The 12,728-nt window shown below is 40.9% G+C and carries 22 protein-coding genes and 1 pseudogene; 3 read left to right on the top strand and 20 right to left on the bottom strand.

Annotation, left to right across the window (positions count from 1 at the left end):
• Positions 1-9 precede the first annotated feature (9 nt).
• From G4Y78_RS05190 to G4Y78_RS05245, 12 genes are all read right to left on the bottom strand, one after another.
• A complete protein-coding gene (locus G4Y78_RS05190; protein ID WP_163832021.1) occupies positions 10-690 on the bottom strand; it encodes a capsid assembly protein in 681 nt (226 codons plus the stop codon).
• Positions 691-693: 3 nt separating this feature from the next.
• A complete protein-coding gene (locus G4Y78_RS05195) occupies positions 694-2,238 on the bottom strand; it encodes a portal protein (RefSeq protein WP_163832022.1) in 1,545 nt (514 codons plus the stop codon).
• 3 nt (positions 2,239-2,241) lie between these two features.
• The gene (locus tag G4Y78_RS05200; RefSeq protein ID WP_163832023.1) at positions 2,242-2,475 is read right to left on the bottom strand and encodes a hypothetical protein; all 234 of its coding nucleotides are present in this window, start codon (positions 2,473-2,475) and stop codon (positions 2,242-2,244) included.
• A complete protein-coding gene (locus G4Y78_RS05205) occupies positions 2,475-2,660 on the bottom strand; it encodes a hypothetical protein (RefSeq protein ID WP_163832024.1) in 186 nt (61 codons plus the stop codon). Before G4Y78_RS05205 ends, G4Y78_RS05200 begins: the two co-directional genes overlap by 1 nt.
• The gene (locus tag G4Y78_RS05210; RefSeq protein ID WP_163832025.1) at positions 2,660-2,797 is read right to left on the bottom strand and encodes a hypothetical protein; all 138 of its coding nucleotides are present in this window, start codon (positions 2,795-2,797) and stop codon (positions 2,660-2,662) included. Before G4Y78_RS05210 ends, G4Y78_RS05205 begins: the two co-directional genes overlap by 1 nt.
• Positions 2,797-2,955 (bottom strand): hypothetical protein, encoded by a 159-nt coding sequence (locus tag G4Y78_RS05215; RefSeq protein ID WP_163832026.1) that lies wholly within the window; start codon positions 2,953-2,955, stop codon positions 2,797-2,799. Before G4Y78_RS05215 ends, G4Y78_RS05210 begins: the two co-directional genes overlap by 1 nt.
• Complete coding sequence (locus G4Y78_RS05220; RefSeq protein ID WP_163832027.1) at positions 2,948-3,487, bottom strand: DUF3310 domain-containing protein; 540 nt, start codon at positions 3,485-3,487, stop codon at positions 2,948-2,950. Before G4Y78_RS05220 ends, G4Y78_RS05215 begins: the two co-directional genes overlap by 8 nt.
• An 86-nt stretch (positions 3,488-3,573) precedes the next feature.
• Positions 3,574-4,410 carry an exonuclease gene (locus G4Y78_RS05225; protein WP_163832028.1) on the bottom strand — a complete coding sequence of 279 codons (837 nt, stop codon included), beginning with the start codon at positions 4,408-4,410 and terminating at the stop codon, positions 3,574-3,576.
• Positions 4,400-4,579 carry a hypothetical protein gene (locus G4Y78_RS05230; RefSeq protein WP_163832029.1) on the bottom strand — a complete coding sequence of 60 codons (180 nt, stop codon included), beginning with the start codon at positions 4,577-4,579 and terminating at the stop codon, positions 4,400-4,402. Before G4Y78_RS05230 ends, G4Y78_RS05225 begins: the two co-directional genes overlap by 11 nt.
• A gap of 14 nt (positions 4,580-4,593) precedes the next feature.
• Complete coding sequence (locus G4Y78_RS05235; protein WP_163832030.1) at positions 4,594-4,788, bottom strand: M20 family metallo-hydrolase; 195 nt, start codon at positions 4,786-4,788, stop codon at positions 4,594-4,596.
• A gap of 180 nt (positions 4,789-4,968) precedes the next feature.
• Positions 4,969-5,340: a hypothetical protein gene (locus G4Y78_RS05240; RefSeq protein ID WP_163832031.1), complete on the bottom strand. Its 372-nt coding sequence runs from the start codon at positions 5,338-5,340 to the stop codon at positions 4,969-4,971.
• 179 nt (positions 5,341-5,519) lie between these two features.
• Positions 5,520-5,948, bottom strand: a complete 429-nt coding sequence (locus G4Y78_RS05245; RefSeq protein ID WP_163832032.1) for a cell wall hydrolase — start codon at positions 5,946-5,948, stop codon at positions 5,520-5,522.
• A gap of 46 nt (positions 5,949-5,994) precedes the next feature.
• On the opposite strand from G4Y78_RS05245, the gene G4Y78_RS05250 reads away from it, so the two are divergent.
• Entirely contained in the window at positions 5,995-6,216 is a 222-nt protein-coding gene (locus G4Y78_RS05250; protein ID WP_163832033.1) for a hypothetical protein, read from the top strand.
• Here G4Y78_RS05250 and G4Y78_RS05255 read toward each other — a convergent pair.
• Positions 6,213-8,090 carry a DNA polymerase gene (locus tag G4Y78_RS05255; protein WP_163832034.1) on the bottom strand — a complete coding sequence of 626 codons (1,878 nt, stop codon included), beginning with the start codon at positions 8,088-8,090 and terminating at the stop codon, positions 6,213-6,215. The two genes, G4Y78_RS05250 and G4Y78_RS05255, sit on opposite strands and share 4 nt — an antisense overlap.
• Before the next feature lie 8 nt (positions 8,091-8,098).
• Positions 8,099-8,644, bottom strand: coding sequence for a hypothetical protein (locus tag G4Y78_RS05260; protein WP_163832035.1), 546 nt, complete (start codon positions 8,642-8,644; stop codon positions 8,099-8,101).
• Positions 8,645-8,765: 121 nt separating this feature from the next.
• On the opposite strand from G4Y78_RS05260, the gene G4Y78_RS05265 reads away from it, so the two are divergent.
• The gene (locus G4Y78_RS05265; RefSeq protein WP_163832036.1) at positions 8,766-9,062 is read left to right on the top strand and encodes a hypothetical protein; all 297 of its coding nucleotides are present in this window, start codon (positions 8,766-8,768) and stop codon (positions 9,060-9,062) included.
• Positions 9,063-9,077: 15 nt separating this feature from the next.
• Here the strand turns inward: G4Y78_RS05265 and G4Y78_RS05270 are convergent, their stop codons facing one another.
• The 6 genes and pseudogenes from G4Y78_RS05270 to G4Y78_RS05290 form a co-directional block, all read right to left on the bottom strand.
• Positions 9,078-10,709: a toprim domain-containing protein gene (locus tag G4Y78_RS05270; RefSeq protein WP_163832037.1), complete on the bottom strand. Its 1,632-nt coding sequence runs from the start codon at positions 10,707-10,709 to the stop codon at positions 9,078-9,080.
• Entirely contained in the window at positions 10,687-10,836 is a 150-nt protein-coding gene (locus G4Y78_RS30955; protein ID WP_163832038.1) for a hypothetical protein, read from the bottom strand. The genes G4Y78_RS05270 and G4Y78_RS30955 overlap by 23 nt, the downstream gene beginning before the upstream one ends.
• Before the next feature lie 45 nt (positions 10,837-10,881).
• A pseudogene (locus tag G4Y78_RS31615) lies at positions 10,882-10,932 on the bottom strand (hypothetical protein); the annotation flags it as partial.
• Positions 10,922-11,308, bottom strand: coding sequence for a RusA family crossover junction endodeoxyribonuclease (locus G4Y78_RS05280; RefSeq protein ID WP_178124451.1), 387 nt, complete (start codon positions 11,306-11,308; stop codon positions 10,922-10,924). The gene G4Y78_RS05280 and the pseudogene G4Y78_RS31615, both read right to left, overlap by 11 nt.
• Positions 11,308-11,937 carry a hypothetical protein gene (locus tag G4Y78_RS05285; RefSeq protein ID WP_163832039.1) on the bottom strand — a complete coding sequence of 210 codons (630 nt, stop codon included), beginning with the start codon at positions 11,935-11,937 and terminating at the stop codon, positions 11,308-11,310. Before G4Y78_RS05285 ends, G4Y78_RS05280 begins: the two co-directional genes overlap by 1 nt.
• Positions 11,937-12,095, bottom strand: a complete 159-nt coding sequence (locus G4Y78_RS05290; RefSeq protein ID WP_163832040.1) for a hypothetical protein — start codon at positions 12,093-12,095, stop codon at positions 11,937-11,939. The genes G4Y78_RS05285 and G4Y78_RS05290 overlap by 1 nt, the downstream gene beginning before the upstream one ends.
• Before the next feature lie 249 nt (positions 12,096-12,344).
• Here G4Y78_RS05290 and G4Y78_RS05295 point away from each other — a divergent pair, with 249 nt between their 5' ends.
• Positions 12,345-12,728 carry a hypothetical protein gene (locus tag G4Y78_RS05295; protein WP_163832041.1) on the top strand — a complete coding sequence of 128 codons (384 nt, stop codon included), beginning with the start codon at positions 12,345-12,347 and terminating at the stop codon, positions 12,726-12,728.

Consider the following 12,728-nt stretch of genomic DNA (forward strand, 5'->3'; position numbering starts at 1 on the left):
GAAAGGGTATTAGTAAATTGGTGAACGTTCTAATTTTCGAGAAACTTCATTGCGGTATACTGGATTGTCTTGATAACGCGGGTCACTCATTGCTTCGACTAACTCATCCATAGAGGTAAATACATCAGTTGCTGTTTGTGGCTGTGTCCCGCTATAAGACGTAACCTGCATTGAGCCATTTTGTGATTCATATTGAGCCTTAAGTCCATTCAGGGCTAGTTTAATTTGGCTCATGTCTCCATTAGCGGCAATATCATTGAAAGAATTAATTTCTTCCTCTTGTAAATGTTGACCAGCCCAGGATAAAAGCTGATTTAAATTCTCTTCACCTCCAACTGTGTTATAAAGGGTTTGCATTTGTAATTCTTCAGTAGCACGCAAACCGTCTATATGAGCATCAACAATTGAACGAGGGAATCCAGCAGCTTCTAACTTTTGGTAACTTTCATCAGATAAGGAGCCATCAGTTTCGTATTCGCCCTGGAAAGTATCAAAGTCTAAACCAGCCTGTTCAATGAGGCTTTTTACTTGCTCCTCATTAACATCAGCTTTTGGTTCGTCTTCGGGTTTTGCTTCAGGTTCAGCTTGAGGTGGGTCTTGTGGTGTATCTTGTTGACTTTCTTGTGGCTGTGTTTCGGTTACTTCTGTTTCTTGTTCCTGTGTTTTATTTTCTTGCTCGTTTACGTCCAAATATTAATCTCCTTTAGTTAAATTATTGGCAACAGGACCAGCAGCATTAAGTGCGGCCTGCTGCATCACTTCTTGTTGCATAGCTTCTTGTTGCTGTTGTAATTCTTGCTTTTTCTGCTCTTCACTTTTAATTAAGCCTTTTGTGTCTATGCCTATGGATGCAGCTAAACGAGCCATGTAGTCATTAAGATTTAATTCACGCGCTATGGTTTCTGGTCCTAAAGCATCAAGGTAGCGCATAAAGGTCGTTAGCTTATCTAAATCTTGCCCACGGCCTAACGCTTCAATACCTGTGGTAACGAAAGAACGCACCTTGTTAAATAAAGGTGGTATTTTCTCTTTCCTTTGTAACCGTTTGAGAATTATTTTAACGATGGGCAGTTGAAATTCTTGGCTTAATATCGAATAGACACCACCAAGCGCCGTTTCTAATTCTTGAGCCATAAAGCGGATTTCTTCAGCTGTTACCCGTTCAGCATCCCGTTGCACACTGCTGTTCATGAGGAAGGCTGCGGCTATACGCTGGGTTAACTGTTGTATGGTGTCCGAGGCAACACGAAAATCAGCAAATTTATTTAATTGCAGGACACCAACATCATTAACATCACCACGTACTGTTTCTCCGTTGGCTGCATTCTGAATATCTTTCCTCTTAGTTACTGCATCAGGCCGCACAAAAAGAAGTACTTTTGATGCAGCCACAGAGCCTTCAACAACGGCCTTGCTTAGCTTTTCTAGGCTATGTAGGTCACCGTAGTACTGCTCAACATAAGAGCGACCATAAGACTCTCCATCAACTGTGGTAAAACGTAGGGGTAGCCAAGGTAACCCATCAAGCGGGAATGAAGCTCTTGTATCTGGTAATTCCTTATCATTAATTTCCTCATACGACACCCACTGCTCACGAACACGTTTAATGTGCCGGTATAAGTTAAGTGTTTTCTGGTTAGACAATTCCTGCCTTTTATCTGCGTTCCCATCTGCCAGATACATCAGGACATCATCAGGCAGTACTGAAGGGCTTAGGGTTTCATGGGTAATTATTTCAAGTACATTACCCAATGGGTCCCTTGAGATAACGTAGGATGATAGGTGGAAGACACGCGTCTTATTGTCTTTTGGGTCCATGTAAAGCAAGGCATTACCTGTGCCGACTAAATGCTTTAAGGCTTCGTAGCAGGCAACCCGTAAAGCCATTTGTTCTATTTCATCCATCACCTGCCGCTCAATTGCTGAGAGGGCCTGCTCGACTTTTCCCTTATCCGCTGGGTTAACTTCTTTCATTACTTCGTCATCTACTTTCAAGCGGAAAAAGGGAGCATTAGGTGGCAGCAGGGTTAACAGGAAACGAGCGGCTAAATAATTTAACGCTCTGGCACCAATGGACTGATGAGGCGTTGCGTAGTTTGTGTGTCCTGTGGCCCCTTCAGGGGGAACCAAGGCTGGAATGGTTAATTGTGCACAAGAACGTGCTCTTTCGAGAAAGGGACCTCGCTCTGATTTTAATTTTTCGTAACGTGATTTAGCTGTACTTTTATTTAACTCCAATGGCTAACCTGCATTAATATTTAAGCCTGCACCTGCTCCACCTACGCGAGTTGCTCTGTTAATACGTAAAGATGACCTTCCACTCTTTTTCTTAGCCTTTTTCGCAGCTGGGCTTTGTGCACTTCCCTTGTCGGGTGTCGCTATCTGAGCAGGAGCTGGGGCAGGTTCTGGAGGTGGTGGTGCGGGAGGTGGCGGTGGTGGTTGCTGGGGGATTTTAGGGCGTCTTGATGAACACATTACTTCTGGTAAGCTTCCTCCTCTTGGTCTTTAAGTCCAAATACCAGAGCATCTATTATCTGTCTAGCGCCAGCGGCATACATAATATCTTCAAAACTATCGCTAGGTACTGGTGTCCTGAATGGGAATTCTTTGTCTAGGAAGTGGATTAATTCTTTATGCTTAATTAAGTCTATTTCGTCCATTAATTAGCCTTTTCGTCAATTACCAGAAGGCAGGTTAAGTATGCTTTACGGCCATCGGGTAAGGTATAAGTAAAAATGGTTTTATCTTCTTCTCTATCAAGGAAGTAGTTAATAACTGTTTTAATAGCCTGCTTCATTAATCAGCTCTCCTCACGATGAAAGTTTCCACTGAGCCATCTTCAAGAAACCGTTTTAGCTCCATTGTGTCTTGTATTCGTAAGGTCTCAGAAATTAACGTTAGGTAATCCAGCGCTGTTATTTTGGGTTCTTTGTCTTTCTTTTTCTTCTTAGCCATTGTCATCCTCCAGTTTATCTAAGCAGTGAAGGGCATGTATGGTGTAGTGAGCTATCTTCAGTAAGTCCTGTCTATTCTTACCGTCCTTTATCCCAAAGCGGTCAGCGTATTTCATGATGTTACTTAATGTGTAATGTAGACCACGTTGAGCATTTGAGTAAATAAGTTCTGCTGTTTGTACGCCTTTTGATGCATAGTGCTGGCTGTAGGTGCTCTTGATGTAGTTTTCAAGCTCACTCAAGTATTTATCTTCACAGAATGTGTAATTAATGGTCTTGCTGCTCTCTTGGGTCAGCTTGCTATCAGTATCGTCAATATGCGCCCAGAATTCCTCTGTGTTATAGGAAGCTGTTGTAAAGTGGCTAAAGTGATAATTACCATCAATTTCTTCTAGCTCAATACTAAAGTCTCTACATATTTTTTTAACAGTATAAAGCCGATTTGGATTTAACAGTAATCTAAAGCCCTTCGCGAGACATGTGCGCGTATATTCATCAGATACAGCTATTTTTTCGCCTACTTTAAAATTCAATATTTATTTTTCTCCTTTAGAATTTGCAACCACAATAAATAAGGATAATAGGACCAGAAAACCAAATATTTCTAAAAATATGGACATTAAGGCTGCCACAAGCGAACCTCCTTTTTCTTAAAGTTATAATCACATGCTCTTAATATTCGAGCACACCGAGCTTGTATTAATGCGGCTTCCTCGCCTAATCCAGCTTTTTCGTAGCATGACACCACGGTTTCCCAAAGAGAGCTAGACGGTGTTTTTTGCCACCTTATTTCTGTGGTCCCTTTGCGTAGCCCAGACTTAAATGTGTGCTCGTAAGGCTCGAACTTTAAGCCGCCTTTAAGCAGCTCTTGTGCTAGCCCTTCGCCAACGCCAGGACAACCCGGATAACCATCAGCCACATCACCAGTAAGCACTTGTTGCATAAAGTACAGCTCTGCGTCTTGTTCAGTGTTAAAGGCTGGCTCAAGGTCTTTGTTAGGGTTAAAGAGATATACACCACCTATGGTACGCATGTCCTTATCCTCGGACACAATAACTTTATCAGCTTCAGGCTTATACTTAGGCCACGTTGCCAAGATGCCCATAATGTCGTCAGCTTCTAGCGTTGGCCGCTGGAAAGTTTCATAATTATCTTTAACGTACTCAACGATGCCAGCGTAAGCACACGGCTTCTGAACTTCTTTCCTGTTGCTCTTATATTCTGGATAAATAGATTTACGAAAGTTTTCTGCATCCGTGAGGCACATAATTACTTCGTCTAATTGGCAAGCCTTGATAATGTAATCTACTTTACCTTCAAATATGGACCGAACAGTGTTGAAATCAGCGTGATAAGTCCACCAATCGTTGCCCCAATTAATTGCTGTCTGAGCGGCTGAGGAAGCCTGAAAACAAAGTATATCTGTGTCGAGGAGTCCTACTTTTTTAGAACTCAAATGTTAAGCTCCTGTCTACCTTATCGAAATAGAGTTTATCTGTGGGTATTGTTGCGAGATGCTCAAATGCCTTACTACAAAGCATGGTGTCATCTGGGACTTCATATTCATCTAAAAATCGCTTCAAATCTTTAACTGTAATAATGTCTTCTGTAGTAAATTCGACCATTTATTTTCCTCTCTTTAAAACTCAAAAGCTAAGGCTGTTTCTTCTGCATCGTAGAAAGCGTTAGTTGCGTATAATCGACCTGAGCCACAATAGGGCTTTTGAGTGTCTTCTATTTGTAGCAAGGCATAATCAGGCACTTTATTTTTTTCTAGAAAAGCTTTTAGCTCACCAACAGTAATCCGAGGGTTATTGCGTAGATACTTAATCATTTCTACCCTTATTATTTTCCAATTTAATAACAGTCTTGTAGTAACAACGGCAACCATCAACCCATAAATAGTCTTTTAAATATTCGTCTTGTTTTTCTACGAGGCCAGGGAGAAGGTATGAGCCTATAGTGGAGTAAAGGACTTTATCGCCTACTTCTAATTGATTGCAGAGAACGTCATTCATACTTTTTCTAGGTCTAAATCTCCATCCTTATCTAATATTGATTTGGGTATTTTAGTCCTTTCCCCTTTAAATACTTTAGGCTCAGCCCAACACTGTCCGTTTCTTATACTGATTAGGCAGTAAGTATCGCGGGCTACATTGGCCACTATTGCTAGTTCGGCAGGTAAACCGGGAAATGTAACTCTTACAAAATCATCCACCTTGTATACTTCTTCAGGCTTTATCCTAAATTCTTCTGAATAGTTAAAGGTAGGAAAATCCTCGTCAAGCCATTCCTTTTCCCGTCTACAATATGACTCTATTTCTTTCCCGTTTTTAAATGCTTCGATTACTTTCCAGTGCTTTTGTATACCTTCACGAGTCGGCAATATTTTTTCTCCTTATTATTTATATAGGTTTCGCAATGATGCTCCATAGTGTACTTATTTAGGCCCCACTCACCCTTTTTATCTCGCATCAGGACAACATCAGGCGGAATTGTTAAAGCCCATAGAACAAGAAGAGCTGTGATAAGGCTGATAATTAAGTTCATTAGGGGTTCTCACGCTTATTTATAAAAAATGTGATTATTAATTGTTGTGGTCCTGATTAAAGATTCAGCCCAGTAGGGCCTTACGTAATTTGCATGATAATGTGTTGCTCCCTTGGTTAAATTTAGTTTTGTGCCTGCAAGTAACTCCTTTGCTACTAGGTGTGATAGGTAAGCTGATTCGGGTTCCTTCATAGCATCTGGTAGCTTGTCATGAGTCCATGAAAATTGCTTTTCTTGGTAGACCACAGCACATATAGAGCTAGGCCAGCGTTTGTCATTCACCCGGTTCAGAGTTACTTCACCCACTGCCAACATGCCTATAAGCCCTTCGCCACGGGCTTCGTGGTAAATATTGAGGGTTAGGCATTGGAGGTCTGTTGTAGATAGAGGATGAGAGGTACAAGCAGTTAGAAAAAAGAGAAGTGAGAATTGTGTTAAGCGCATTGTCTCCTGTTTGCTGATATAATTAACTTTATTTGTGAGTATATAAATGCCAACTGTAACTGAGATTGCATATGTTGTTGGGGGGTTAGCTGGTGTGGTATTGACTCTTTCATGCTATATCAAAGGTGAAATAACTTTCCTTGGAAATTTGTTAAATAACTCAGTATTTACCCGTAAAAACCATCCTATTAAATTTCATTTATGTATAATTCTTTTCTTATTTATTAATTGCTTAGTTATTGCTGCAGGACTTGGACTTTTAGATTAGTGTGTATCTGCCCAAGTTAATCCAATGTCATAACTGGCTTTTAATGGACACCTAAAGCTAAATATTTCTGTTACTCTATCCATTGCTTGCTCACAGTAGGAACCAATCTGCTTAGCTATTTCTTCAGTACGACAGGCTATCTGGACCTCATCATGAACCCAAGCACAGAAGGCATAGTCACCATGCCAGCCGTGAGTTAAACCGTTAGCTTGGCACAAGTCCTCTATCTCAAGTAACCAACGCTTACAGATAAGAGCACCGGCCCCTTGAAGTAAGTAATTAAGGGCTTTGTGTTGAGAAGAAACAGCTACATGACGACCATCGAGACCAACAAGATAGCCACGGTCCTTTGCTGTTTTCTTTACTGCATCAAGTAAGTATTTAAGAGCGGGTAAGTTTTTAAGTAATTTATTTTTATATTTTCTGCCTAACTTTTTATGCAGCTCTGGTGGTGCATCTGGTTTAATTACTGAACCTGCTAATTCGTCTCCTCCTCCGTAAATGAGTAAGTAAACAAAGCGCTTAGCTATTATGTTTCTGGCGTGCTCATGCTTAGGGTTATGTATATCTCGCACAGTACCCTTTGGTAAAAGCTCAAGGGCTAATGTGTTGGTCCAGTGAATATCGCCAGCCTTAATTGCTTCAACATATTTGCCTTTGTCATAACGAGCCATGTAGTGCCCCATGACTCGCAGTTCGAGCTGGTCAGCGTCACTCCCTAACAAAGTCCAGCCTTCAGGAACTGTGAAGAGGGACCGGCACTCTTTACCATAGGGGGCTTTAGTGCTTGGCACTTGGGCAATGTTAGGATAAGCGTGGGTAGCTCGACCTGTAATTGCACCATTGGGATTGACATGACCGTGGATAAAGCCGTTGCGTTCCATACGTAGCCAAGCGTTATCACCTTCTGCCAGTTGACCAATGCGCTTATTAATCATTAAGTATTCGCATAAAGCTTTGGCGTGAGGATTATTTAAGCGACCTAATATTTTCTCATCTATTTTAGCCTGTCCCTTATCAGTGAACTCCTTTGGTTCCCAGCCGTAAAGCTTTTGAAGGCGCTGGACTATATGAGCACGACTAGCAGGATTAAATGTTATGCGCTCAAAGGTGGTGTAAGGTGCTCCTTCAACAACACTTGCTCTTTGTGGGTCCTTATAATTGAGAGTTTTCTTAGGGTGTTTAACTTCCTTTTTCTTATTCCACCAGCCAAAGGAAATAATTAAATCTTCTTTAATAGAAGCTCTTTTCTGTGCTAGCTCCTGATAAAGAGAAACAGCAGCCTTCTTATTAAAAGCAAACCCGTTGCGCTCCTGTAGTGCCATGAGAGCAGAAATACGGTTTTCGTGGTCTAATGCCATAGGCGAATAATTTTTGCTTTCTAGTAAGGCTACAAGCTGCCTAGTAACTTCAACGTCCTGTTCACAATAAGAAAGCATTTCCTCAGAAAAGTGTTGCCAATCTGTAGCTTCGCCAAAGTCACCCTTAAGCACGCCTAAACGGTAACCCCAAGCCTTAATGGAGTGGGACCCATATAATTTGGCAGGTAAGGCGTAAGGCTTTTTCCTGCTGCGCTCCCAGTCCATGTCTTTAAGGTTCGAGTAGATAAGGCGGCTTTCTGCTAGGGAATCGCGAAGTCGGCCACGGGGCTTCCATTTGGGATAAAGCTTTTTAATGGCGGGATAATCGAACCAGAAACCGTTGTGTGCTATAAGCTCGTCGGCGTCTTCAAGATATAAAATAGCGTCCATTATTTCATTCGGGCGGAAGCTCTCTTTTATATCTTTTACTTTATCATAGGTGCAAATGCAGTGTATTTTGGTGAGGACATCAAGAAGGCCATTAGTTTCTATATCAAATTCAATTGAAGTCATTTACCTCCTTAATAAGCGAATTTTAATTTCATATTTGGATACTTTTTACTAAGCCTTGCGTACCTTTCCTTCATCCGCTTTTCAGCTTCAAAGTAGCGGTAATGCGTTAAGGTCTGGTTTTCCAGGTCTTTAATAAAGGCTTCTGTAAAGGTCCAGCTTTTACCATCAGTTCCCACTTGGCAAAGCCCAAAGTCCATACCTTCTAGCAGCTCTACAAGGGGCATGTCGCGTGATAGGTAAATGACTTGCAGTTCACCATTCATATTCACAAAGTAGTCAATTGCCTGAACGCCTCGTTCTTCAGCTATTCCCTTATAAAAACCATCAGCATTACCGACTGAGCGCGTAAGGTTAAAATGATTTTGGAGACAGCTACGAACAGCTAAAGGATTTTCTACATAAATAAAAAGGTCCCAATCTTTTATTGGTTTATCTAAAAGGTAGTCACGTGGTGCACCACCGGCTAAATAAACTACATTGGTTTTTCTTAGCTTGTTAACCATGGAAATTAGCTGGGACCACTCAGAAGGTATGGGCTTAATTTGAATTTGCATTGAGAAATCCTCTTTCTTTTCTTGTGTATCTGCTGAACTAATTGAAGAAGTTATTCATATTGATAGTTTGTGCTGGATATAATATAATCAACCCTTTTATGTTTTGATGAGTCGCACTTTTATGGATGGTATGGATAGCGTTTATTTTATTGGCATTTTGCTTGCCTTATTTCCTTTTATTTTTGCATTGTTTTTAACAGGCAAGACAAATAAAGTTACAAACTACATAGCAGTCCTGGGCATTTTTTATCTTGTATCTGCTACGCAATCATTATTATATTTTGTAATACCAAGGAAATTTATAACAGAAGTTTACTCAAGCACTTATGGTGCCTATATCAGCCTGTTACTGTTTTACGGTTTATCTATTGCTGTTAGTATTTTTTGGTATAAAAAAATAAGAAAGCATGATTCTTAGTTGGGTCAGTTTCTATTAAAATCCACTCGTTGATGACTCCTTTACATCCTCTACATCAAAGGGGTCATGCTCTTGCTTTCGGCCTGTGGCGGGGTCATATAGCAGGTTAATCGTGGTTCCCGTAGACTGGCCGGTATATCTGTCCTTAAGTATCCGAAATACAGTTTTATTTTTTTCTTCGTCTTCCTCTGCTTGCTGGTCTCGTTCAAGGGCAAAGGTGAAATTGGCATATTGCACATTAGCTTTACCTCCAGCAAAGTCGTCAAGTGTTACTCGACCGCCTTCCTCGTGACTTTTTTTACCGTCTTTTTTTCGTAGGTGCGAAACGTAGTAGAGTGTGAAAGGCAGTTCTTTATTTAAATCATTCAAGCCACGCATAAAGGATTTAAGGACCTCAAGACCTTGGCCTTCTCCTACTGCATCCATAATATAAGTGATGTGGTCTAGGTAAACATGACGTGCTCCGTAGCCTTCAACGCCTAACCGGATGTACTGCAAGATATCTTCAGGTTCCGTATTGCCATCCACAGCGTACATCAATAAATTTTGGGCTACTTTTTCCCTGGTCTTTTTAAATTGCGTGTAATCGTACGAAGAACCGGGAACGTGATATAATTTTGAGTCAACCTTGCCTGCGATGGTATTTAGCGTTAGCTGTAAATTGGGTTCTTCAAGAAAGAAAGTCATGCACTTTTCGTTGTGGACCCCAATGTTGTGTGCGATATCCTCCTTTAATAAGTCAGTTTTACCACATCCAGTGCCTGAGCCGATGGCGTACATTTCATTTGGTCTTTTGCCATAGGTTGCCTGGGTTAACGTGGGGAAAGGCCAGGATAAGCCCATTTCAGGCTCTTGATAAGCTGTTGCTAAAACTTCCTCACCAGTGAATATGCAAGCGGGTTTAAAAGGCTTAGCATCCCATATAGCAGGAATAATTAAGTCAATACGGCCTGCTACAAGCGCTTCATTAGCATCTTTAAATGGGAGAGAGGCAACACGAGCTTTAGCACCAAGTAAACGACAGGCTTCTTCTGTGGCTATCTGGCCCGGTTCATCATTATCAAACATGATAATAATTTCTTCGAAGCCATCTAAATAAGCCTTATTATCAAGGAAGGTCTGCTTAACAGAAGATGCGCCATTTGGTAGGGACACAACAGGATATTTATTATTTTGAGCTTCAGAGACCGAGAGCGCATCTATTTCACCTTCAGTTATTACAAGCTTGCGCCCACCGTTACGCCAAGTGTGCCAGCCGAAAAACGGAAGCTTTCGGGTATTCCCAAGTATTGTAAAGGTTTTATCAGGAAAGCGTATTTTCTGGGCTTGTACAACGTGCGTCTTAGGGCAAACGTAGTTAGCAATGTGAACGGATTTATCTTTAAATCGGCCTACTTTATAGCCTAATTTACGGCATGTTTCCTCGCTAATTTTGCGTTTAACTAGGCCTTTATAATTACCCTCAATTAAAGAGTGCGACACTGATTTTTTATTTCCTCCTTCCTCTCCATTGGATTTAAGAAAATAGTTGCAGTTAGGGGTATAACAATTGGCGTGTCCATCATCATAAACTGCAACGTTATCCTGTGAGCCACACCTAGGGCATGGCTCGCGGCTTACAACTCTAGTGGATAAATGCGAGGTCATGCTTATGCATTAAGTCTCGGGCGTGTTTAATATCTCTGACCTTATTTAAAAAGTCCCAACGGAAAGAGTAGGAATAATCAGTGTCTTCCTGTTTCGCGATGATAGGCACGTCGTAGTTCTTTGTCATATCGTGGACCACAGCAGCTAGACGCGTAATGCCATACATGCCTATTGCTTCGTTACGGGTTATGTGGCCGTATTTTAATATGTGCTCAGTGACTATTTGGCGCTGGGGTTTCTTGGTTTTCTTCTTTGCCATGCTGTTTCTCGTAAGGTATCAATTGGAATTTAAGAAATTCTTCGCCCTTCTTTACGATGTTCTTTTCGATGACTAAGCGATAAATTTTATTATCATTAAAGTCATACCTTTTTTGGAGAACATCAATGAAGGGCTTAAGAGCATTGTCAATGTCAGCTCTACTATTACTGTAAGAAACAAGAAGTTTTAGCGTTAATTTACCTTCGGGTACGGACACGTCAGGTAAGGTGCTTATTAATATTTCTTCGTAATCACGATATTTCTTGCTTTTTACTTTACGGCCAAGAAAGGCTTCATTGACTGAGAGAGGTTTAGTTTTAACTGTGATAGGTTGCTTCACTAAAAGTCGCCGTCGTCCTCCTCGTCAGTTTCAGGTATATCGCCGTCTTTTTCCTCTGCATCAAATGGGGCTCCATCATCCAAGGTAAAGCCTTCTTCCTCATCATCAAAACCGTAAGAAGATGCTGACGCTGTGAAGTTTGGTTCCTCGTATTTATATACACGGACTGCTTGTGGTTGTAGCGTGAGACCTACACCTATTGAGGGGGTATACCAAGTGTAGAAGACAGTCGAAATACGGACCTCACTACCTTGACCCAAGACTTTATCTTCAGGAATTATATTATTCTTGGTGTCATATAAAGCGGGACGCCGGGAATACTCGGTGCCATCTTTCTTTTTAATTTTTGCCTTCATTTTAAACTTAAAAGTTACTGTGCCTTCGTCTTCATCCTCTTCATAAGGCAAATCGGATTTTTTCAGCTTTTTCTTTTTCAGCTTTTTACACTGCTCTTGGTAGTATGCATCAAAGCGTTTGTCTATTTCATCAATGAGAGGCTGTGCATCTTCATGAGACAAAATAAGCTTTACGTCGTATACACCATCAGCATCAAATTTGGTGTCTGCTGTGTTTAAATGAGGGTAAGGGCCAAGAGTGCCGCGAGGTGAGATAAAATTTTCTTTTGCCATTAGTGCTTTTTATTTCTCCGTTGTTTTTCGTTGTTTACTTCTTTTTGTTCAAGTGCTTCTACATCGTAACCATCTTCTATAAGGCGAGCTGCAAGGTCTAAAGGTAGTGTCTTGCCGTGGTCCCAGAAATGAAGGTAGGCGCGAGTCAAATTAGTCATGGGGAAATCCTTTTGATTTATTTAAGGTATATATGTAAGAAAGCTCAAGGAGAGCTGTGTGCTTCCAGGTTGAGCGCTGGGAGGGGGAGTTAGTTAATTTCCCTTTTATTTTTTAATACTAAAGGTGTCATGATGTAATACTCTCTTCGTAAGCGGTCTGCTTGATTGACAATAAGTAATTAATTGTTGAATAATTACTTGACTTTAAAAGACAAGTGAAGAGGTTATTCAATGAAGCTGGTCCGCTGTATGTCCCTGGTTCTTGCGCTGTGCTCAGTTAATGCGGTAGCTAATGAATTGCAACCTATCCAAGGATTTTGGTTATTAAAAAATCCCCCACCAAAGACTGATGCAGGTGCTGCGGGAATTGGTGTAGAAGAAAACGACAAGATTACAATGGCTCTATTAGCTAGAGAAGGCCTTAAACATGGATGTACTGATTTTATCCTTAATGGAAAAGTGAAAAGTACAGTCATGCCTGGAAAGTGGACCATATTAACTGAAGGTGGTGAAGAAATAAAAATCACTAAGGCAGAAGACCAGCTAGTTATTCACTTACCAGATTATCCTTTATATTTCAAAAGAAGTACTGAAAGTGAGATAGATAAAGAAATAGATAAAAAATGTAAGTAA

The organism is Spartinivicinus ruber (assembly GCF_011009015.1).
Lineage (GTDB): Bacteria > Pseudomonadota > Gammaproteobacteria > Pseudomonadales > Zooshikellaceae > Spartinivicinus > Spartinivicinus ruber.